A 21,822-nucleotide genomic window follows, 5' to 3' on the forward strand; every position below is an offset into this window, starting at 1 on the left:
GGGCTACTCCCAAAGGGCGCGGGTGTCTTCCGGCTGCGCCGCGCGCTTGAGCAGCAACACCTCTTCCAAACGGGCGCTGTCGGTCATGGGCTCCGCGCGCACTTCCATGAACAGGGTGGCCTCCTCGCGCTTCACGCTGGTGACGCGCGCCACGGGCAGGCCCTTGGGGTACACCCCGTCCATGCCCGATGTGACCAGGATTTCGCCCTGCTCGATGGTTGAGGTGAGCCCCACGTACTTGACCACGAGCTTCTCGCCCTCGCCCATGCCATACACCACGCCCGCGGCGCGGTTGTCGCGCCCCACAACGGCGATGCGGCTGGAGGGGTCCGTCAAAAGCAGCACGGTGGAGGCCGTGAGTCCCGCGCGGTAGATGCGGCCCACCACGCCCTCGGGCGAGAGCACGGGGGTGTCCTCCACAGCGCCGGACAGCTTGCCCCGGTCCACCAGAATGGTTTCGAGGATCGCGGTGGGGCCCACGCGCTGCGCAATGACCCGCGCCCCCTCGCGCCGCCAGTCGGGCGGCTCGGGGAAGGCCAGCAGGCGCTCCACCCGGGCCGTGGCCTCGGCGCGCTCGCGCAGGGTCATGTTCTCCAGGCGCAGGGCCTTCACCTCGGCCTCAAGGGCCTCGTTCTGCTGCTTCAGCCCCACCAGGTCCACGTAGCGGTCCACGAATCCGTCCGCCACCGAGCCCGCCCACCGGCCCGGACGCAACACCGTCCCCACGCTGTCCAGCCCGGAATAGGTGCTCAGACGCGTCAGGTGGCCGGAGCGCAGGTTCCAGGTGTAGAGGCTCAGGTAGACGAAGAGCCCGGCGACGAGGAAGATGGCGATCTTTTTCAGATTCACGCTAGTCCGTGGTCACTTCCCTGTACAGGTCGATGCATTCAAGCGCCTTGCCCGAGCCGAGCACCACGGCGGTGAGCGGATCGTCCACCACGGTGATGGGCAGCTGGGTCTCGTGCTGGAGGAGCTTGTCCAGGCCTTTGAGAAGCGCGCCGCCGCCGGTGAGCACGATGCCCCGGTCCACGATGTCGGCCGCGAGTTCGGGCGGGGTCTGTTCGAGCGCGATGCGCACTCCCTGCACGATGCCTTCCACCTGCTCGCTGATGGCCCCGCGCACTTCCTCCGCCGTGATGACGCGGTTCTGCGGGATGCCGGTGACCAGGTCGCGGCCGCGCACCTCCATCTCGCCCGCGCCCTCAACCGGGTACGCGCTGCCGATGGTCATTTTGATTTCTTCCGCGGTGCTTTCGCCGATGAGCATGTTGTACTTGCGCTTCACGTGCTGCATGATGGCCTCGTCCATCTTGTCGCCGCCGATGCGCACGCTCTTGGCGTACACGATGCCGGAAAGCGAGATGACGGCGATTTCCGTGGTGCCGCCGCCGATGTCCACCACCATGTTGGCCGTGGCTTCGGTGATGGGCAGGTTGGCGCCGATGGCCGCGGCCATGGGCTCCTCGATGAGGTACACCTCGCGCGCGCCGGCGCTCTGGGCGCTTTCCTTCACGGCGCGCTTCTCCACCTGGGTTATGCCCGTGGGCACGCAGATCATGATGCGGGGGCGCACCAGACGGCGGGAGTTGTTCACCTTGGAGATGAAGTGGCGCAGCATGGCCTCGGTGACCTCGAAGTCGGCGATGACGCCGTCCTTCATGGGGCGTATGGCCACGATGTTGCCGGGCGTGCGGCCCAGCATCTTTTTGGCCTCGGTGCCCACGGCCAGCACCACCTTGCCGCCGCGGCTGTCGCGCTTCACGGCCACCACGGAAGGCTCGGAGAGCATGACGCCCGCGCCCTTCACGTAGACCAGCGTGTTGGCCGTGCCCAGGTCGATGGCCAGGTCCGTGGAAAGGTATTCGAAGAATTTGTCAAACAACTTGACCATATGACCCCCGGTTCTTGAAATATTGCTTCACCGCACGTACCCTTGACGGGCGGCGTGTATCAACGCATCAGCCGTGGAACAGCCACCCGTACCAAAAGAAATCTTGGCAGGCAATACATGAGCACGCGCCCCTCCCCGGACCCTGGGCATTTCCCGCCGCTGAACACGCCGCTTTGGTTCGCCGCATCGGCGTACTACCGGCGGCGGCTGGGCGCGCGCGCGCGCAAGGTGCCCCTGGACGCCGGGCTTTCCTGCCCCAATCGCGATGGAACCATTTCCCGCGCCGGGTGCAGCTTTTGCAATCCCGCAGGCTCCGGAACCGGCCTTTTCGCCCAGGGGGTCGGCCTGGCGGAGCAGTGGGAGCGGTTCGCGCCGCGCCTGCTTTCCCGCCAGCCGGGTGTGCGGCTTCTGGGCTATTTGCAGGCCTACACCAACACCCACGCCGCGCCCGAGCGCCTGCGGGCGATTATGGCCGAGGCGGTCGCCTTGCCAGGCCTTGCCGGACTTTGCCTGGGCACCCGGCCGGACTGCCTGGATATTGGCGCGGGGGAGGAGCGCCTGGACATCCTGGCCGAGGCGCTGCGCCTGCTGCCCGCAACCGGCGGCGAGCCGTTTCTGCAGCTGGACCTGGGCCTGCAATCCGCCGACGATGCCGTGCTGTTGCGCGCCAACCGGGGCCACGGGGCGGAGGCCTTCGCCCTGGCGGCGCGCGCCGCGGCCGCGCGCGGGCTGGAGGTGTGCGCGCACCTGCTGCATGGCCTGCCCAGTGCGGCCGCGGACGATTTGGAGCGCTCGGTGGCCTTTGTGAACGCCCTGCCCGTGGCGGCGGTGAAGTTCCACAACCTGCTGGTGTGCCGGGGCGCGCCCCTTGCGCGGGCTTGGCGCGCCGGAGCATTTCGCCCGCCGGAACGGGGAGCGTACCTGGAGGCGCTCATTCGGGCTTTGGAACTGCTGCGGCCGGACATCCGCGTGGAGCGGGTCTTCGCCGATCCCGCGCCGGGCGAGCTGCTGGCCCCGGATTGGGCGCAGGACAAGGCCGCGAATCTTGATCTGCTGCGCCGGGAGCTTGTGCGGCGCGACACCTGGCAGGGCCGGGCGCAATGCCCGCACGCCCGGCCGGACTGGACCTGAACCCGCAAGGAGGAGCCATGGCCCAAGGGAAGCGCATTGAGGACGGCCGGGTGGAGCGCGTGGCCGCTTCGCCGCTGGGATTGGATATCCTCTGGGGCACAGGGGAGCGCGCCGGGCGCATCGTGGCGCTGCGCCTGGAGAGGGCGCAGGCCTCCGGCCTGGCGGTCGATGCGAGCCCCGAGGCCCGCGCCGTGTTTCAGGCCCTGTCGCGTTTGGCGCAGGGCCGCCCGGCGGACTTCCCGCCCTTGCCGCTGGACTGGGACGCCCTGACGCCCTTCGCCCGGCTGGTGCTCTCCAGTCTGCTTGCGCGCGTGCCCCATGGAGCCACCGTGACCTATGGCGAGCTTGCGCGGCTTTGCGGGCGTCCTGGGGCGGCGCGGGCCGTGGGCCGGGCCATGGCGGGCAACCCTTGGCCGCTGGTCGTGCCCTGCCACCGGGTGCTGGGCGTTGGCGGCGCGCTTACCGGCTACACCAATCCCCACGGCCTGGCATTGAAGGCGTTGCTGCTTGAAATGGAGAGCGGCCCGGCCAGGAGCTGACTCCCGGCCGGGCCGTGGCTGTTCAGGGCGGAATCATCTAGAAGACGACGGGCGGCCCGCCGCTCAGGGTGACGATGTCCGACTGCGAGAGGGTGGCCCCGTCCTGCAGCACGGCCACGGCCGTGGCTGTGCCCGCGCCGCTGCCGTCGGCGTCGTAGTACAGGGTCGAGTCGCTGGTGTCGAAGACGAGGGAGGCCTTGGCTTCGGAGCCGGAGTGGCTGCCGCCCGCCACCGTGTCGAAGGTCCAGGGGCTCGCCAGGCCCTCGAAGCCCCCGTTCTCGATGAAGAAGGAGAGCGTGTCGGCGCCGCTGGTGAAGTCCTCGATGGCGACCGCCGCTCCCGGGGTAAGGAAGTAGAAGAGGTCGTCGCCGTTCCCGCCGGTGAGGGTGTCCGCGCCGCCGTATCCCATGAGGAAGTCGTTGCCCGTGCCGCCGGTGAGGATGTTGTCCCCGCTGGACCCGAACAACTGGCACCCGAAATTGCTGGCTATGAGGTTTTCGATGCCGGAGAGCACCTGGGTGAAGAAATCGTTGCCGATGACGGCCTGCCCATTGAACAGGCTGGCCGCCATGAGGCTCGACAGGCTGCTGAAGTCCAGGGTGTCGATGCCGTCGCCGCCGTCAATTGTGTCGTCGCCCAGGCCGCCGATGATGAGGTCGTCGCCCAGGCCGCCGAATATCTGGTCGTGCCCTTCTCCGCCGTCCAGGGTGTCGTTTCCGCCTTCGCCCTGGAGTGTGTCGTCGCCCAGGCCGCCGGTGAGCGCGTTGTCCCCGGAGTCGCCGGTGAGGCTGTCGGCAAAAGCCGAGCCCACGAGGTTCTCGAAGCCGTCCAGGATGTCCTGGCCGTCGCCGCTGGCCGTGCCAGCCAGCAGGCTTGCGGTGACGCTTCCGGCGGCGGCGGAGAATACGGCGGTGTCGTCGCCCGCGCCGCCGAATATCTGGTCGTCGCCCGCGCCGCCGGTGATCCAATTGTTCCCGGCATCGCCGGTGAGGCTGTCGTCGTGGGCCGAGCCGACAATGTTCTCCATGCCGAAGATGGAGTCGTTGCCGCCGCCGCCGGAAACAAGCCCGGTGGAGAGGTTCACGGTGACGGAGGAACTGGCGTCCGCGTAGTCCAGGGTGTCTGAGCCGTCGCCGCCGGTGATGGAGTCGTCGCCTGCGCCGCCGCGAATCCAGTTGTCGTTCGTGTCGCCGGTGAGGGTGTCGTTTTGCCCGGAGCCGATGATGTCCTGGAAGCCGTTCAGGGTGTCGGTTCCCGCGCCGCCCGTGGCCAGGGCGGCCAGCAGGCTTACGCTCACGGCCGCGCTTGCGCGCAGGTAGCTCACGGTGTCGCGGCCGCCGCCGCCGACAAGGCTGTCGTCGCCGTCCATGCCCTCGATGACGTTGTTGCCGGAGTCGCCGGTGAGGGTGTCGGCATGGTCGGAGCCGATGATGTTCTCGAAGCCGCTCAGGCTGTCGCTGCCCGCGCCGCCTGTGGCCGTGCCCGCCGTCAGGTTCACCGTCACGCTGGATTCAGCGCTTATGTAGCTCACCGTGTCGCCGCCATCGCCGCCGGTGAGGGTGTCGTCGTCCAGGCCGCCGTCTATGGTCTCGGCACGGCTGCTGCCGGTGATGCTGTCGGTGCCCCGGCCGCCGATGACCTCCTCAATGTTGCTGATGGTCTGTGTGAAGAGCTGGCCGTCAAAGTAGGTGGCGATTCCAGTGCCCAGGTCGATGTTCAGGGGGGTGTCGCTGACAAAGGGGCTGTAGTCCAGCACGTCGTGCCCGGCCCCGCCGTCGATGGTGTCGGCTCCCATGCTTGCGATGATGGAGTCGTTGCCGACCCCGGCGCTTATGAGATTGTTGGATGCGTTGCCCGCGATGGTGTCGTTGTGGCTGGAGCCGACGATGTTTTCAATGCTCACGAGGCTGTTCGTCCATTCGCCGCCCACGATGGCGCTGCCGGTCTGCAGGTCCACCTCCACCGCGTGCGAGGATTCCTCGAAGCTGGCCGTGTCCGTGCCCTCCCCGCCGTCCAGGGTGTCGTTGCCCTCGCTTGCGAAGAGCAGGTCGCCATCGGCCTCGCCGTAGAGGGCGTCGCTGCCCGCGCCGCCTTGCAGGGTGTCGTTTCCCGCGCCGCCGTACAGCCAGGCGTTCGTGGTCCAATTCTGGGTCAGGTCCATGGCGTCGGCCAGATCCGTGCCCTTGATCTTCTCGATGCCCGCGAAGCTGTGGGTCATGGAGTCGAAGAGGATGGTCCCCGCGCCGTCGCCCGTGCCCTCAAGGCTGATGGAGGCCGAGCTGAGGCCGGAGTAGTCCATGATGTCCGGGTCGGGCTGGTCGTCGCCCTCGAAGTACAGGGTGTCGTTGGCGGTTATGCCCTGGCCGTAGGCGAAGGCGCCCGGCTTGAAGGTGTTGCCGTTGTCGAAGGAGATGAATTCGATGCGCTCGGCGGTGGCGTCCGAACCCAGCAGGATGACCTTGCCCGTTGCCAGCCCCTCGAACGCGTCCCAGTCGAAGCGGGTGGTGCTGCCTGCGGCCAGGTCCAGAGTGTGTGTCGGCCCGGTCTGGTCAAGGCCGAAGCCGCCCACCTCGGTGAAGTCCACGGAGCCCAAGGTCTTGATGGTGGTGGCGCCGGCCCCGCCGTCTATGATTTCGCCGCTCACTCCATCGCCAGTGCTGAAGACGAAGGTGTCCGCGCCGTCCGCGCCGTAGAGGCTGTCCGCACCGGCGCCGCCAGTGATGGTGTCGTCGCCGTCGCGGGCCTCGATGGAGTCGTTGCCCGCTCCGCCTTGCAGCACGTTGGCCACATTGTTGCCATAAATGGTGTCATCGTAGGCGGAGCCGGTGACGTTCTGGATGTCGATGAGCTGGTCCTCGCCGCCGCCGCCGTCCGTTGCGCAGCCGTCCTCCAGGAGGACGTTGACGCCGCCGGTGTCCGCTGCGTAGCTCACGGTGTTGGCGCCGCCGCCGCCGTCAAGGGTGTCGTTTCCCGCGCCGCCGCTGAGCAGGTCGTCGCCATCGCCGCCAAGCAGGCTGTCGCTGCCCGCCCCGCCGTGCAGGGTGTCGTTTCCCGCGCCGCCGTCGATGACGCTTCCCGAGGCGTGGGCCGTGAGGGTGTCCGCATAGTCCGAGCCCACCAGGTCCTGGAAGCCGCTGATGACGTCGCCCTGGGCGTAGCCGCCAGAGGCCGTCTCGGCCGCGAGGTTCACGGCGACCGCGGCGGTGGACAGGGAATAGTTCAGGGTGTCGCGGCCGCCGCCGCCGTCGAACTTGTCGGCATCGGCGGAAGCCTTGAAAGTGTCGTCCAGGCCGCTGCCGATGATGGTTTCGATGCTGAAGTAGCCCTGGATGACGGGGGAGCCGTCAACGTACTCCACGGTGCGGTTCTGGGCGTTCACCTCCACGCTGAAGCCGAAGCCCTGGTAACTCAGGGTGTCGTTGTCGGCCCCGCCGTCGATGCTGTCGGCCCCCAGGCTTCCGATGATGGAGTCGTTGCCGTTGCCGCCTTGAATGGTGTCGTTTCCATCGCCGCCGGTGAGGGAGTCGTCTCCTGCGTCTCCGGCCATGGAGTCGTTTCCATCGCCCCCGTGGATGGAGTCGTTGCCGTCCCCGCCTTGGAGGATGTCGTTTCCGTTGCCGCCGTAGATGGAGTCGTCGCCGCTGCCGCCGAGGATGGTGTCGTGGCCTGCGCCTCCGTCCAGGGAATCGTGGCACGCACCGCCTTCGATGCGGTTGTCGAGCGAGTCGCCGTAGATGGTGTCGTCGTGGGCGGAGCCGATGACGTTCTGGATGTCCGCAAGCTGGTCCTGGCCGCCCATGCCGTCTTCGGCGAGGTGGTCGTCCAGCGCGACGAAGATTCCGGCTGTGGCTGTGGCATAGGTTACGGTGTTGGTCCCGCCGCCGCCGTCCAGGGTGTCGTTCCCCGCGCCGCCGGACAGCGTGTCGTCGCCGTCGCCGCCCCGTATGGAATCGTGCCCGGCCCCGCCGGAGAGGGAATCCGCACCCGCGCCGCCCCGGATGATGAAGCTGCCCGCCGCGCTCCCCGAGGAGCCGTCGAAAACCATGCTGTGGTCGCTGGTGAGGGCGCTGCCGTCGATGTTGACGATGCCGCCCACGGCGGCCCAGTCGCTTGCGGAATAGCCGGACGGGAACACGATGTTCGTGGCCGCGTCGCCCAGCACCACGGCTTCCACGCCGCGCGTGGTGTCCAGGTCGTTCGTCCCGGCCCCGTTGTCGGTGAAGTAGAGGAAGTCCGTTCCCGCGCCGCCTTGGATGGTGTCCAGGCCGATGGTATCGTTCAGGGCCGTGCCCAGGAAAAAGGCGTCGCCGCCGTTGCCGCCGGAGAGGCTGTCCACGCCGATGCCGGAGTCCAGGATGTCCGCCCCGTCCCCGCCGAGAAGCACGTCGTCGCCGTTGCCTCCGTACAGGCTGTCGGAACCGGCCCCGCCGTTGAGCGTGTCGTTGCAGCACAAGCCGCTTATGGAGTCGTTGCCGTCGCCGCCGGAGAGGCTGTTGGCGTTCTCATCGCCGACCAGGGTGTCGTTTTCGCTTGTGCCCACCACGTTGACGATGCTGGAGTCGAAGGTGACGGATTGGTGGGTCTGTTCGTTGAAATAGTAGCCCATCCCCAGGTCCACGTACACGGGGCAGGTCAGGGCCGAGAGGTCCAGGGTGTTTACCGAGGGCGTGGGGGGCGTGGTGTCTCCGCCGGGAAGGGGGTCGTTCTGGGTGTCGATGGGCTTGAACTGGTCCTGGGCCACCTCGGAGATGATCACCGGGCTTGTGGTCTGTCCGCCCTGTCCGCCCTGGCCGCCAGGGTTGGTGACGGTGAAGGTGGTGCTGGTCTGGCCCTGGGCGTTTGTGGTGGTGGTGAGGGTGATGACCGAGCCGGGGGTCAGGGTCATGCCCTGGCCCTGCTGCTGGCCTTGCTCCGCCGCCTGCTGGGCGGCCTTGGCGGCCTCGGCCGCAGCCTGGGCCATGATGAGGGCCTGCTGGGCCGCGAAGGCTTCGGCCTGGGCCTTGGCAGCGGCTTCCGCCGCGGCCTTGGCCTCGGCCGCGGCCTTTGCGGCGGCTTCCGCAGCGGCCTTTGCAGCGGCCTCCGCCGCGGCCTTGGCTTCGGGATCGCCGCTGGCCGCGGCCTCTTCGGCGGCCTTTGCCGCGGCCTCCGCCGCGGCCTTGGCCTCGGCTTCCGCCGCCGCCTTGGCCTGGGCCTCGGCCGTGGCCTTGTTGGCCGCGTCCTGCGCCCCCTGCACGGTTGGATCCTTCTGGCCTTGCGGCGCCGTGGGCGAGAGCACGTCCTGGGGCACGCCCTGCTGCAGGCCCGTCTCGGTGAGGGCCTGGAAGTACTTGAATTCCTGCGGGGTCATCACCAGCACGGGGCCTGCCCCGAACTTGCCCACCTCCACCTTCACCCCGGCCTGGGACAGAACCTGGAAGGCCCCGCCGCCCAAGGGCTGCACGATGACGGGCTTGCCGTCGAAGACCATGACGAGGTGGCTTTCGCTGGCGTCCGGGTTGCCGGGGCCGGGAACGGTGTGCGCCGTTTCCGTGCCGCGGATGCCGATGGTGGCCAGCGGGCTCTGCATCTTGAAGGATTCGGGATTGTGCTTGACGATTTCGCCGGTGACGGCGCGGAAGGTGCCCTGGGCCATTTTGAACAGCGCCTGGCCCGAACTCTTGTTCGCGTCGAACACGTACTGGTCGAGGCTGACCTTGGAGCCTTCGCCCACGTTCAGCACGGTCTTGTCCAGGAACTGGATGGACCCGCCCGCCCCCTTGGCCGAGGAGATTGTGTCGCCCTTGAATACCGGGCTGCCCACGGAAAGGCCGCGCGCGCCCTCGGGCCCTGTGGCCGTCACCTGTCCCTGGATCGCCTTGGCGGTGCCGATGTTTTGCGCCATGGGCTTGCTCTCCTCGCGTCGGGTGGTCCGAGGACAGCGCGTCGCCGCAGGGAATTGGGGCAGGGCGCGCAACGCATGTCCTGGCTCTACGTATTATTGTTTTGCGTACCAGGAGATCAAGGGCGCGTCAAGGACTGCAACGCCGTGCGCTGCGTTGCTGCGCAGGCTATTTGGCCTTTTTTTTGACGGCGTTGTTTTTCTTGGTCGTGGGGGCCTTTTTGACGGCCTTCCGCGTGCTCTTGCCCTTGGCCTTGAGCGTGTGCTTCTTGCCGCCCTTGCCCTTGGCCTTGATTTTGGAGCCGGCCTTCTTGGCCTTTGGCAGGGATTGGTAGAGCGGGGTCTTGCCCACGCCCAGGAAGCCGGGGTGCACGCCCAGTTCACCCGCAGCCTGGCCCCAGGATTTGCCGTCTCGGCGCAGGGTCTCCACCTGGGCCGGACTTACGCCGGCAACATGGGCCAGGGCCTCGGCGCGGGTCCGTTCCAGGCGCGCATCGGAGGCGTCCAGGGCTTCCTGGGCCTGCCGGGCGGCCTCCTTGCCGTGCTTTTTGGCCTTCCAGGCCTCGTCGCGCAGGCGGTTGTTCTCCTCAATGACCGCGTCCATGCGCCGGAGCACGGCATCGTCGCTTACGGCGAAGGCCGGGGAGGCGGGGGCGAGCAGGACGCCGGCCAGGACAAGGGCTGCGGCCAGGCGGGACAGGGGGCGTGAGGCTGCGGTGAGCCGGTTCGGTGCCGTCATGGTCTCTCTCCGCTTGATGACGCCGGGAACGCCGACGTCGGAGGTGTCTAGGCCGCCTGCTCCGGGGCGGCCGGGTCCGGGGCCTTGCGCGTGGCGGAGGCCAGGGCCAGGGCGAACGCCGCCGCCGTGGCCGGGACATGGAGCACGGGCGAAAGCGCCGCGCAGAAGAAGAGCGCCACCAGAAGGCCCAGGCCGAAGCGCCCGCGGCCCTTGAGGGCGCACAGACCGGCTCCGCCCAGCACGGCCAGCGGTCCCGCCGCCCCCCAAGCCGCCAGCAGGCGCAGCCCGGAGGAAGGAATGTCGAAGGCGTACACGGGCAGGCCCTGGAAATCCTCTTCCCAGAGCAGTCCCTGGAATTCCGGCACGGCCAGGGCCAAAGGCTGGTCCAGGGGCATTCCCGTCAGGTAGCCCCAGGGTTCCTGGTCAAGCGCTTCCGTGGTGGCGGTCAGGTGCCAGGCCAGTCCAAGGTCTCCGCTTTCGTCAAAAAGCGGCAGGGGCAGCGACAGGGAGACCCAGACCGCCAGCCCGCAGGCCAGGGCCGCGGCGAGACGGTTTTTCAGCGGGCCGCGCTCCAGAACCAGGCACATGATCCCGGCCGCGCACAGTCCGGGCCGCGAGAAAGTGGACAGCACGCCCGCCAGGATGAGCCAGCGCGCCAGCCTCGGCTGCCGGGGGTCGACGGTGTCGTCCAGGGTGGCGGCCAGGCCGATGCAGAGCAGGAAGGCCAGGATGTCCGCCGTGCCGCTCGCTTCGCCGAAAAGAAAGCCGCCGCCCAACACCAGGCTGCGGGCCATGATGGCCGTGAGCAGGAAGTCCAGCACGCAGAGCGCGCCCAGCACGGCCCCGCTGCGCGCCAGCAAGCCGCGTTCCGGCGTGCCGAAGCTCCAGGCCCACAGGGCGGCGAACAGGACCAGCGCGGGCAGGCGCAGTTCGTCCAGCAACGGGGCCAGGCCCACGGCCTGTTCCAGCAGGGGGGGCAGCAGCGCGGCAAGCAGGCCTGCGGCTGCGCCCAGGCCAAGGCCCAGGGCGCTTACGGGCCAAAGGCGCTGTTGCGCCGCCTTGCGCGTGCGCGCCGCCATGACCAGACTGTAGGCCAACGCTCCGCCGGAGAGGACGAGCCAGGGTGCCAGGCCCCGTGGCCCGAAATGCAGGAGCACGTCCTCCCGGCCGCTCAGCTTACCCGCCAGTACGGCGAGAGGTGCGGCCACAAAGGCGGCGAAAAGCGGCAGCGCGGCGGCGAGCGCGGCGGGACGGAGGGTCATGAGCGCTCCTGAAAGGGGATCTGGTGGCTGCTTGGCTGCATGGGCCTCATCCGGGGATGTGTCCCCGAAGGGGGACATAGCGCGTCCTGGCCTCGGGGTAAAGGCCGGGCGTGCCGCAATGCGCCGTGCGGCTACAACTCCACCTGGGTTCCCAGCTCCACCACGCGGCCTGGCGGAATGCCGAAGAAGGTGGTGGCGTTCCAGGCGTTGCGCGACATGAAGGCGAACAGGCTCTTGCGCCAGCGCATCATCTTGGACGGCCCGCTGGTGAGCAGGCTTTCGCGGCCCAGGTAGAAGCTGGTGTCGCTCATGTCGGCGTGGATGCCGCGGGCGCGGGCCAGGCGCAGAATCTCCGGCACGCTGGGGGTCTGCATGAAGCCGTAGCGCGCGGTGATGCGGAAAAAGCCGTGGTCGAGGGCTGTGACGGCGATGCGTTCCGCCGCGGGGACGAAGGGCGTGTCCGCGCTGCCCACGGAGAGCAGCAGCACCTGTTCGTGCAGCACCTTGTTGTGCTTGTAGTGGTGCAGCAGGGTGATGGGCGTGCCCGTGGGCGACACGGACATGAACACGCCCGTGCCCGGAACGCGCAGGGGCGGCGTGCCTGCGGTCAGGCTTTGCAGGAACAGCTCGATGGGCAGGCCCATGGACTGGAACTGGCGGCCCAGGGCGGCCTTGCCCTGCCGCCAGGTGGCCATGGCGGTCATGATGAGGGCGGCCACGGTGAGGGTGAACCAGCCGCCGTCGGTCACCTTGAGCAGATTGGAGCCCAGGAAGGAGAGGTCGAAGAGCAGGAACAGCGCCACCAGGGGCAGGGCCTTCCACAGGCTCCAGCCCCACAGCATCCGGGCGATGAGGAAGAAGAACAGCGAGGAGATGGTCATGTCGATGGTCACCGCGATGCCGTAGGCCGCGGCCAGCCCGCTGGAGCTGCGGAAGGCCAGCACCAGGCCCAGGCAGGCGAACATCAGGGCCGTGTTCACGCCGGGCAGATAGATCTGCCCCTTGGTCTGGGCGCTGGTGTTGACGATGCGGATGCGCGGGCAGAAGCCCAGCTGAACGGCCTGCTGGGTAAGGGAGTACACGCCGGAGATCATGGCCTGGGAGGCGATGACCGTGGCCGCCGTGGCCAGGGCCACCATGGGGTACAGCAGGGTTTCCGGCACCAGGGCGTAGAAGGGGTTGAAGGCCGTCTCCGGCCGGGAGAGCAGCAGCGCGCCCTGGCCGAAGTAGTTGAGCATGAGCGCGGGCATGACCATGGCGCACCAGGACAGGCGGATGGGCCCGCGTCCGAAGTGGCCCATGTCCGCGTACAGGGCCTCGCCGCCGGTGATGCAGAGGATTACCGAGCCCAGCACCACCATGCCGTGCAGGTGGTTCTCCATGAAGAAGCGGGCCGCGTACCAGGGGTTCAGCGCGGCCAGCACCGCGGGCTCGCGCACAACTTCCGCCAGACCCAGGGCGGCCAGGGCCGCGAACCACAGGATCATCACCGGCCCGAAGATTCTGCCGATGCGCGCCGTGCCGTGCTTTTGCACCATGAACAGGCTGACGAGCACCAGACAGGTGCCGGGCACGATGAAGGGCTGGGCCGCATCGGTGGCCACGCCCAGGCCCTCCATGGCGGAGAGCACGGAGATGGCGGGGGTGATGATGCCGTCGCCGTAAAGCAGCGCGGCCCCGAACATGGCCATGAACACGAAGACGGCCTTGCCCGCGCGGGAGGTGGTGTCGTTCTTGGCGCTCAACAGCGAGAGCAGGGCGAACACGCCGCCTTCGCCCTTGTTGTCGGCCCGGAGCATGAACACCACGTATTTCACGCTCACTACGATGATCAGCGACCAGAGGATGAGGGAGAGCACGCCCATGATGTTCACCGCGGAGAGCGGCACGGCGTGGGGGCCGTGGAAGCATTCCTTCACGGCGTACAGCGGGCTTGTGCCAATGTCGCCGTAGACCACGCCCAGGGCGGCCAGGGCCAGGCCGAGCCTGCGGCCGGAGCCGTGCCCGTCCGTCGGGGCGGGGGCCTGCGCGGCGGTCTGGTCGGGGACATGCCCGTGGGCCTGCGTTTCGGGCTGCCCGGGCTGCTGTGGGGTGGAATCGGACGGCATTGTTTTCCTCCGGAACTGGGGGGCTGCGGGATCGCCCGCTTGCCGGAGGGCTACCCTGTCGATGCCTGCGAGGTTAGCTGTCGGGCTCGGACCGAAAGGTGTCCTACGCTTTTTCAAGCGATGCGCCCCAAGGGAGTGGGTTCCCCGCTTCCAGGGAGAAACCCGGAATTCGGCAACGGCATTCATAGCCGCCGCGCAAAGGGGGTGTCAAGGCAGCCCCCCGGAAGCGGCGCCATGCGCTTCCAGGGGGCTGCCGTCCGGTCCTACAACTCCACCTGGGTTCCCAGCTCCACCACGCGGCCTGGCGGAATGCCGAAGAAGGTGGTGGCGTTCCAGGCGTTGCGCGACATGAAGGCGAACAGGCTCTTGCGCCAGCGCATCATTTTGGACGGCCCGCTGGTGAGCAGGCTTTCGCGGCCCAGGTAGAAGCTGGTGTCGCTCATGTCGGCGTGGATGCCGCGGGCGCGGGCCAGGCGCAGAATTTCCGGCACGCTGGGGGTCTGCATGAAGCCGTAGCGCGCGGTGATGCGGAAAAAGCCGTGCTCCAGCGGGGTGACGGCGACGCGCTCCGCCGCAGGGACGAAGGGCGTGTCCGCGCTGCCTATGGAGAGCAGCAGCACCTGCTCGTGCAGGGCCTTGTTGTGCTTGTAGTGGTGCAGCAGGGTGATGGGCGTGCCCGTGGGCGACACGGACAGGAACGCCCCGGTGCCCGGAACGCGCTGGGGCGGCGTGCCTGCGGCCAGGCTTTGCAGGAACAGCTCGATGGGCAGGCCCATGGATTGGAACTGGCGGCCTAGGGCGGCCTTGCCCTGCCGCCAGGTGGCCATGGCGGTCATGATGAGGGCGGCCACGGTGAGGGTGAACCAGCCGCCGTCGGCCACCTTGAGCAGATTGGCGCCCAGGAAGGAGAGATCGAAGAGCAGGAACAGAACCATGAGCGGGATGGTGCGCCAGACGGGCCAGGCCCACAGGACGTGCGCAACATAAAAGAAAAGCAGCGTCGTGATGGCCATGGTGGCCGTCACCGCGATGCCGTAGGCCGCGGCCAGTCCGCTGGAGCTTTTGAAAGCCAGCACCAGGCCCAGGCAGGCGGCCAGCATGGCCGTGTTCACGCCGGGCAGGTAGATCTGGCCCCTGGCCTCCGCGCTGGTGTTGACGATGCGGATGCGCGGGCAGAAGCCCAACTGCACGGCCTGCTGGGTAAGGGAGAACACGCCGGAGATCATGGCCTGGGAGGCGATGACCGTGGCCGCCGTGGCCAGGGCCACCATGGGGTACAGCAGGACTTCCGGCACCAGGGCGTAGAAGGGGTTGAAGGCCGTCTCCGGCCGAGAGAGCAGCAGCGCGCCCTGACCGAAGTAGTTGAGCGCGAGCGCGGGCATGACCATGGCGCACCAGGACAGGCGGATGGGCCCGCGTCCGAAGTGGCCCATGTCCGCGTACAGGGCTTCGCCGCCGGTGATGCAGAGCACCACGGAGCCCAGCACCACCAGTCCGTGGAGGCCGTTTCTGGCGAAGAACCCCGCCGCGTGCACGGGGTTGATGGCCGCGAGCACGGCGGGCTCCTGCGCGATGGCCACCAGGCCCAGCCCGGCGATGACCGCGAACCAGAGGACCATCACCGGGCCGAAGATGGCCCCGATGCGCGCCGTGCCGTGCTTTTGCACCAGGAACAGCGCCACCAGCACGGCGCAGGTTCCCGGCACCACCAGGGGTTCCGCCGCCGTGCTGGCCACGCTCAGGCCCTCCATGGCCGAGAGCACGGAAATGGCCGGGGTGATGACGCCATCGCCGTAGAGCAGCGCCGCGCCGAACACGGCAAGCGCCGTGAGGGCCGCGCCGGTTCGGCCCGAGGCGTGCGGGCGGATCAGGGCCAGCAGGGCGAAAATGCCGCCTTCGCCCGAGTTGTCGGCGCGCATGACGAACAGTACGTACTTGACGCCCACCACCACAAACAGGGACCAGAGCACCAGGGACAACACCCCCAGGATGTTGTCCGGGGTGGGGGCCATGGCGTGTGCGCCGTGGAAACACTCCTTCACGGCGTACAGCGGGCTGGTTCCGATGTCGCCGTAGACCACGCCCAGGGCGGCCAGGGCCAAGGCCAGGGGTTTGCCGTGCGGGGCTTCGCCCGTGGATTTTTGGACGGGGGGCACGGAAGAATCCTGACGCCCGGCGTCAGGCAAAGGCGGCCGATTTGCGGCCGAACGGAAGGAAGACATGCTCGATACCTCCGGTACGCATGAATAACGGGGGATGGCCCCGTGTACCGGAGGTCTTCCCCTTCGACGCCTGCGAGGTTAGCTGACGGGCTCGGACCGAAAGGTGTCCTACGCTTTTTCAAGCGATGCGCCCCAAGGGAGTGGGTCCCCCGCTCCCGGAAAACGCTTCCGGGATTCGGCAGAATCCGCACTACGCCCGCGGCGTGCGGCTGTCAACACGTCGGCGGTTGCCAAGCCGGGCCGGAACAGGGTAGTCTGGTTCATGCCCGTCCCAAAACCGGGAGCCTGGAATTGACGATGTCGACAGGTATGGGTTTTGCATGTTTCTCTGGCCGTGGAGCTCCACGGCCCAACGCGCCGCAGGGAGGCCGCCACATGACCAGTATGCAGGAGATCCTCGTCATCATCGTCATCGGCTTGCTGCTGTTCAACTGGCGCAAGCTGCCGGACCTGGCGGGAAGCATCGGCAAGGCCATGACCAGCTTCAAGCGCGGCCTCTCCGAGCCGGAAGAGGTGGAGGTGGGCGCGCCGAAGCCGAGCAATGCGCCAGCCGACCAGGAAAAGGCTGCCGGGCCTGCGGCAGCCCCGGCGCAGGATACGGCGCAGGCCGCAGACGGGACTTCGGGCGCGAAACAGGCCCCGCCAGCGGGCGGCGAGGACGGCGCAACCCCGCCAAAGGCCTGACGGCGGGCAGGCGGACGCTTCAGGTCCGGACCCGCGCAAAGGGAGAGCAATGTTCGCGATCATCGGCCTTGTCGTTGTTATGGGCGCCGTCATCGGCGGGTACCTGCTGGAAGGCGGGAACCTGCACGTGCTGTGGCAGCCCATTGAGCTCTTGATCATCGGCGGCTCCGGTTTCGGGGCGCTTTTGATCAGTTCGCCCATGAAGGTCAACGTCGCCATCGGCAAGAACCTCGTCACCGTGTTCACGGGCAAGCCCAAGGGCAAGGCCGACTACACGGAGATCCTGCTCGTGCTGTTCGATTTGCTGTCCCTGGCCCGGCGCGAGGGCGTCATCGCCCTGGAGTCCCACGTGAACAAGCCGGACGGCAGCGCCATCTTCACCAACAGGCCGTCGGTCCTGAAGAACCACGCCGTGCTCGATTTCATCTGCGACAACTTCAAGGCCTACACAGCCGCCAGCATGGAGCCCCACGAGTTCGAGGCGCTCATGGAGATCGACATCGACTCCCACCACGCCGACGCGCTCCAGGCCCCCACCAACCTGAACCGCATCGCCGACGCCTTCCCGGCGCTCGGCATCGTGGCCGCGGTCATGGGCGTGGTGCTCACCATGGGCAAGCTCTCCGAGCCGCCCGAAGTCCTCGGCCACTCCATCGGCGCGGCGCTGGTGGGCACCTTCCTGGGCGTGCTGCTGTCCTATGGCGTGGCCGGGCCGCTGGCCGCCATCATGGGCACCCTGGTGGAGGAGACCAGCGCCCAGCTCAACGTGGTCAAGGCCGCCATGAACGCCTTCGCCATGGGCTGGCCCCCGGCCATGGCCCTTGAGAGCGCCCGGCGCGCCATTCCCGCCCACGACCGCCCCGGCTTCGACGAGCTGGAGGAACTGCTGCGCCAGAGCAAGAAGGGCGGCGCGTAGGCGCGGCCCCGGCTTAAGGGAGAAGGCAGGTGGCCGAGAACAAGCCCATCATCGTCAAGAAGGTCAAGAAGGGCCACGGCGGCGCCCACGGCGGCGCGTGGAAGGTGGCCTACGCCGACTTCATGACCGCCATGATGGCCTTTTTTCTGCTCATGTGGCTTTTGTCCATGGTGGTGCCGGAGAAACGCGCCGGCGTGGAGCAGTATTTCAAGGAATTCAGTTTGTTCGACAAGCAGAGCAGCCTGGACGTGCGCCAGGGCGGGGCCATGATTCCCGACCAGGACAAGCCCCCGGTGCCCCAGCGCGACCAGCTTACCGAGGCCGCCGAGCACGGAAAACAGCCCGCCGTGCAGCCCGAGCGCCTCAAGTCCAGTATGCAGGATGCGCTGAACCTGAACCTGCCCGACGTGAAGGACCAGATCACGGTGGATGTCACCGAGGCCGGGGTGCGCATCCAGATCGGCTACAACGAGGACGATCCGCTGTTCGCCAAGGGCAGCCCGGAGCTGACCGCCAAGGGCCGTAAGGCCGTGCAGTTCATCGGCTCCCAGCTCAAGGACCTGCCCAACAAGGTGGAGGTGGAGGGCCACACCGACGCGGTGAACTATTCCGGCGGCAAGTACACCAACTGGGAGCTTTCCACCCAGCGCGCCAGCACCGCCCGCTACGCCCTGGAGCAGGGCGGCCTGCCGGAGGACCGTCTGGCCCGCGTGTCCGGCTTCGCCGCCACCCAGCCCCTGTATCCGGACAATCCCACCGATCCGCGCAACCGCCGCATCAGCATTCTGGTGCGCAACTACGTGCCGCCACAGGAGGGCGACGGCCTGGCCGAGCGCATCGGCGCGGAAAAGGCGCGCGCCAAGGAGCCCAACATCGCCGAGGAAGTGAACGCCACCATCGAGCGGATGCTCTCCGTGGAGGGCCGCCAGCCCGTTGCCAAGCCGGAGGAGCAAACGCCCTCCAGGCCGATCATCACCCTCAAAGGAGTGAAGCAATGAGCCCGGAGACCGCGTGCTTGGCCCTGGACCCTGCGGTCCTGCTGCGGGCCGGGGCGGAGGCGTTCATCGTCCTGCACAAGGACGCCCTGCGCGAACGCATCGACGTGCGCCAGACGCGCGTGCTGGACTGGGAGGGCGATGTGCTGTTTCTGGCCCAGACCGACCCGCCCGTGCCGCGCGAGGCCAGCGGGGCGCAAGCCGAGGTGGTGGCCCTGGCCCCTGCCTGCGGGGAGGAGCTCAGGCCCATGGGCTACGTGGCCCGCGTCCTGGATGTGCGGCCCGACTATCCGAGCGCCGGGCTGGCCGTGGAGGCCATTGCCGTGAGCGCGCCGACTCCGTGCGACCTGTTCGAAACGTCCCTGCGGATGCACTACCGTGTGCCCGTGGAGGAGGACATGGGCGTGGGCATTCTGCTGGAGGGGTTCGAGACCCCGCAGTTGCTGGATTTTTCCGCCGGGGGGGCCAGGGTGCTGGTGGACGCCTCGGAGCAGGCCTACGCCGATCTGGCCGTGGGCAAAAGCATTCCCTTCCGCCTGCTGTTCGTGGGCTCGGGCTACGCCGCGGGCGATGCGGTGGTGCGCAGCCTGCGGCGGGAGGACGACCGCGCCACCTGCGGGCTTTTCTTCACCAACATGGAGATCCGCGACATCCGCTATCTGGAGCGCATGGTGGCGCGGGTGGTCTCCGCCTGCCGCCAGCGCGAGGGCGACGCCGGGTACGTGTAGCCGGGCCGCCTGTCCGGCCGCGCCCCTTGTCAGCAGGCGGCGGATGCTTATTTCGCGCTCATGAAACACCTTGTCTGCCCTTCCTGCCATGCCGTGAACCGCGCCGACCCGGCCCGCCTGGGAAACGCCGTGTGCGGCAAGTGCGCCCGGCCCCTGGCCGGAGGCGTTCTGCATCTGGACGCCTCCCTTTTGGACACGCTGCTGTCCCGCGACGCTTTGCCCTTGCTGGTGGATTTCTGGGCGCCCTGGTGCGGTCCCTGCCGAAGCATGGCCCCGGCTTTTGACGAGGCGGCCAGACTGCTGGGTCCCGGCGTGCGCCTGGGCAAGGTGGACACCGAGGCGCATCCGGCGCTGGGCGCGCGTTTTCAGGTGCGCTCCATTCCCTCGCTGATTCTGTTTCGCGACGGCCGCGAGCTGGACCGCCTCATGGGCGCGCGGCCAGCGGGCGACATCGTGGCCTGGGCCAACCAGCGCCTGGGCCTGCGCGGCTGATTCCCATCACAAAAAAAGAGCCGACGGGCCTTCCCGCCGGCTCCTCCACATGGGCGCACAGGGGCCGCGCCCCCGTATTGCGCGCTACGCCTCCTGTCCCTCGGCCCGCAGCTGGTCGGTGAGGGCCTTGAGGGTCTGCGCCTGGTGCGCCATGTCGGACACGGCGCTTGCCGCCTGGCTCATTGCCCCCGCAGTCTCGTTGGAGATGCGGTTGATGTCGTCCACGCTGCGGTTGATCTCTTCGCTGGTGGCGGATTGCTGCTCGGCCGCGGTGGCGATGGAGCGCACCTGGTCGGAGCTGGCGTCCACCAGCCCCACGATGGACTGCAAGGCCTGGCCGGACTGCTCGGCCAGTTCCGTGGCGCGCTGGATGACTTCCACCGAGCGCTCCACCCCATGGATGCTCTTGCGCGTGCCTTCCTGAATGCCGCGTATGGCGTTGCCCACTTCCTTGGTGGCGGTCATGGTCTTTTCGGCCAGCTTGCGCACCTCGTCGGCCACCACGGCGAAGCCGCGCCCGGCGTCGCCCGCGCGCGCGGCCTCGATGGCGGCATTGAGCGCCAGCAGGTTGGTCTGGTCCGCGATGTCGGTGATGACCGAGAGCACCTGGCCGATGCCGTCGGCCTGCTTGCCCAGGGAAGCCATGTCCTCCTTGAGGGCCAGGCTGCTTTGGCGCACCTCGCTGATGCCGCCCACGGCCTGGGCCACCACCTGGGCGCCGCGCGCGGCCTCCTTGCGGGCGCTCTCGCTGGTTTCCGCGGCGCGTCCGGCGTTTTGGGCCACTTCAAGGACTGTGGCGTTCATCTCCTCCATGGCCGTGGCGGTCTCGGCCACGCGCTGGGACTGGTGGTCGGCCCCGCGCCGCGACTGCTCGATGCGCGAGGACAGATCCTCGGAGGCGGAGGAGACCACGCCCACCACCTGCTCCAGCTTGTTCGCGGCATGCAGCAGGCCCTCGCGCTTGGCCTTCGCCGCCTGGACAAGAGCGTCCTCGGCCACGGCCTTGGCTTGGCTGGCCTCCTCGGCAAGCTGCTTGGCCTCAATGCTCTTCTGTTCGCTTTCCGCGATCATGCTGCGCAGGCGCTCCACCATGTGGCGCAGCGTGTCGGCAAGGGTGCCGATCTCGTCGTCGCGGCGCACGTCGAGCTGGTGGTCCAGGCGTCCGGCGGCGACCTCTTCAGCGAAGTCTGCCGTGCGTTGCAGGGGGCGGGCCAGGGAGCGCGCGAACAGCAGCCCAAGTCCGGCCATGACCAGAGAGATGATCGTGCCCGCCAGGAAGATGGCCCAGGAGATGTCGGACTCTGTGGCCTCGATGATCTGCCGGTCCTTGCCGATGAAGAACATGCCGCGGATGGCCCCGGAGCCGTCCTTCAGCGGCCAGTATGCGGTCTCGTACGACTTGCCCAGGATGACGTTCTGGGAGAGGAACAGTTCGCCTTTTTTGAGCACCGTCTCAAGGACAACGGGGTTGTCCATCTTGGTGCCCACCGCGCGCTTGCCCTCCTTCAGTATGGTGGTGGAGATGCGCGTGTCGCCTTCGAAGATGGTGACCTCAAGCCCGGTGAGGGCCTTCACCTCGTCCACGTATGCCTCGCCCGAGAGCTCGAAGCCCATGGCCACAACGCCCACCACGGCGCCCCCCCGCATGACCGGGTTCGCGCCCAGGATGGCGTATTTGACGATTTTCCCCTGCTCGATGGAGGCGCTGCCCTGGCCCTTGAGGGCCTGGGCCACGGCGTAGCGGTCCGCGGCGCTGTCCCCGGCCTTGTCCGAGTGCCCGCGCGCCAGGATGACGCCCCGCGCGTCGGTGATGAAGACGGTGCTGGCGTGGAAGATGTCCAGCTGCTGTTTGAGCATGGCGCGCAGCCTCGCGATGTCGCCGTCGGCCATGGCCTGGGACAGTGCCGGGTTCAGCGCCAGGGAGGCCGTGCCCTTCAGAACGTCGTCCTGCCTTCCGTGCACGCTTTTTTCTACAACGGTTTGGAAAAGCCGGATGTTGTCTTTGGCTTCCGCGTTGAATCCCTTTTGGGCGAAGTAGTGCGCGGCGAGAAACAGGCTGATGCTTGTGACCAGCACCGCACCGATGACCATTCCGGTGACTTTGACAAAGATGTTGAGTTTCATGGGGGGACTCCTTGCAGAAAATGCAATACATTTATTTGCATAATCGATCGTAACCGGGATGTCACACCTATATCGGTCAATTCGTAACAACGCAACAGGGGTCGCGCAAAACA

Annotated in this window: 15 protein-coding genes and 2 riboswitches; of the genes, 7 read left to right on the forward strand and 8 right to left on the reverse strand. The window is 68.1% G+C overall.

Annotation, left to right across the window (positions count from 1 at the left end; all coding sequences use genetic code 11):
- Positions 1-3 precede the first annotated feature (3 nt).
- On the reverse strand, positions 4-849 hold the full coding sequence (gene mreC / locus CHB73_RS14615; RefSeq protein ID WP_089275345.1) for a rod shape-determining protein MreC: 846 nt from the start codon (positions 847-849) through the stop codon (positions 4-6).
- A 1-nt stretch (position 850) separates the two neighbouring features.
- Complete coding sequence (locus CHB73_RS14620) at positions 851-1,891, reverse strand: rod shape-determining protein (RefSeq protein ID WP_089275346.1); 1,041 nt, start codon at positions 1,889-1,891, stop codon at positions 851-853.
- A gap of 117 nt (positions 1,892-2,008) precedes the next feature.
- On the opposite strand from CHB73_RS14620, the gene CHB73_RS14625 reads away from it, so the two are divergent.
- Together CHB73_RS14625 and CHB73_RS14630 are read left to right on the forward strand one after the other, a co-directional pair.
- Entirely contained in the window at positions 2,009-3,022 is a 1,014-nt protein-coding gene (locus tag CHB73_RS14625) for a TIGR01212 family radical SAM protein (protein WP_235641622.1), read from the forward strand.
- Positions 3,023-3,039: 17 nt separating this feature from the next.
- The gene (locus CHB73_RS14630; RefSeq protein WP_089275347.1) at positions 3,040-3,561 is read left to right on the forward strand and encodes a methylated-DNA--[protein]-cysteine S-methyltransferase; all 522 of its coding nucleotides are present in this window, start codon (positions 3,040-3,042) and stop codon (positions 3,559-3,561) included.
- A 37-nt stretch (positions 3,562-3,598) separates the two neighbouring features.
- On the opposite strand, the gene CHB73_RS14635 is transcribed toward CHB73_RS14630, so the two are convergent.
- The 5 genes from CHB73_RS14635 to CHB73_RS14655 form a co-directional block, all read right to left on the reverse strand.
- Entirely contained in the window at positions 3,599-9,442 is a 5,844-nt protein-coding gene (locus tag CHB73_RS14635) for a FecR domain-containing protein (protein ID WP_089275348.1), read from the reverse strand.
- A 166-nt stretch (positions 9,443-9,608) separates the two neighbouring features.
- Positions 9,609-10,178 carry a hypothetical protein gene (locus CHB73_RS14640; protein ID WP_089275349.1) on the reverse strand — a complete coding sequence of 190 codons (570 nt, stop codon included), beginning with the start codon at positions 10,176-10,178 and terminating at the stop codon, positions 9,609-9,611.
- 47 nt (positions 10,179-10,225) lie between these two features.
- Positions 10,226-11,440 (reverse strand): hypothetical protein, encoded by a 1,215-nt coding sequence (locus CHB73_RS14645; RefSeq protein ID WP_089275350.1) that lies wholly within the window; start codon positions 11,438-11,440, stop codon positions 10,226-10,228.
- A 131-nt stretch (positions 11,441-11,571) separates the two neighbouring features.
- On the reverse strand, positions 11,572-13,548 hold the full coding sequence (locus CHB73_RS14650) for a potassium transporter Kup (RefSeq protein WP_089275351.1): 1,977 nt from the start codon (positions 13,546-13,548) through the stop codon (positions 11,572-11,574).
- 48 nt (positions 13,549-13,596) lie between these two features.
- Positions 13,597-13,733, reverse strand: a riboswitch (cyclic di-AMP (ydaO/yuaA leader).
- 78 nt (positions 13,734-13,811) lie between these two features.
- Positions 13,812-15,704 carry a potassium transporter Kup gene (locus tag CHB73_RS14655; RefSeq protein WP_235641623.1) on the reverse strand — a complete coding sequence of 631 codons (1,893 nt, stop codon included), beginning with the start codon at positions 15,702-15,704 and terminating at the stop codon, positions 13,812-13,814.
- A gap of 118 nt (positions 15,705-15,822) precedes the next feature.
- Positions 15,823-15,961, reverse strand: a riboswitch (cyclic di-AMP (ydaO/yuaA leader).
- Positions 15,962-16,145: 184 nt separating this feature from the next.
- Between CHB73_RS14655 and CHB73_RS14660 the strand changes: the two genes are divergently transcribed.
- The 5 genes from CHB73_RS14660 to trxC are packed head-to-tail and all read left to right on the forward strand — an operon-like array spanning position 16,146 to position 19,585.
- Positions 16,146-16,454 carry a twin-arginine translocase TatA/TatE family subunit gene (locus CHB73_RS14660; protein WP_089275353.1) on the forward strand — a complete coding sequence of 103 codons (309 nt, stop codon included), beginning with the start codon at positions 16,146-16,148 and terminating at the stop codon, positions 16,452-16,454.
- A 49-nt stretch (positions 16,455-16,503) separates the two neighbouring features.
- The gene (gene motA, locus CHB73_RS14665) at positions 16,504-17,370 is read left to right on the forward strand and encodes a flagellar motor stator protein MotA (RefSeq protein WP_089275354.1); all 867 of its coding nucleotides are present in this window, start codon (positions 16,504-16,506) and stop codon (positions 17,368-17,370) included.
- A gap of 29 nt (positions 17,371-17,399) precedes the next feature.
- Complete coding sequence (locus tag CHB73_RS14670) at positions 17,400-18,368, forward strand: flagellar motor protein MotB (RefSeq protein WP_089275355.1); 969 nt, start codon at positions 17,400-17,402, stop codon at positions 18,366-18,368.
- The gene (locus CHB73_RS14675; RefSeq protein ID WP_089275356.1) at positions 18,365-19,093 is read left to right on the forward strand and encodes a PilZ domain-containing protein; all 729 of its coding nucleotides are present in this window, start codon (positions 18,365-18,367) and stop codon (positions 19,091-19,093) included. Before CHB73_RS14670 ends, CHB73_RS14675 begins: the two co-directional genes overlap by 4 nt.
- A 60-nt stretch (positions 19,094-19,153) precedes the next feature.
- The gene (gene trxC / locus CHB73_RS14680; protein WP_089275357.1) at positions 19,154-19,585 is read left to right on the forward strand and encodes a thioredoxin TrxC; all 432 of its coding nucleotides are present in this window, start codon (positions 19,154-19,156) and stop codon (positions 19,583-19,585) included.
- An 84-nt stretch (positions 19,586-19,669) separates the two neighbouring features.
- Here trxC and CHB73_RS14685 read toward each other — a convergent pair whose 3' ends face one another.
- Positions 19,670-21,709 (reverse strand): methyl-accepting chemotaxis protein, encoded by a 2,040-nt coding sequence (locus CHB73_RS14685; RefSeq protein WP_089275358.1) that lies wholly within the window; start codon positions 21,707-21,709, stop codon positions 19,670-19,672.
- Positions 21,710-21,822 lie beyond the last annotated feature (113 nt).

Source organism: Humidesulfovibrio mexicanus (assembly GCF_900188225.1).
Classification (GTDB): domain Bacteria; phylum Desulfobacterota; class Desulfovibrionia; order Desulfovibrionales; family Desulfovibrionaceae; genus Humidesulfovibrio; species Humidesulfovibrio mexicanus.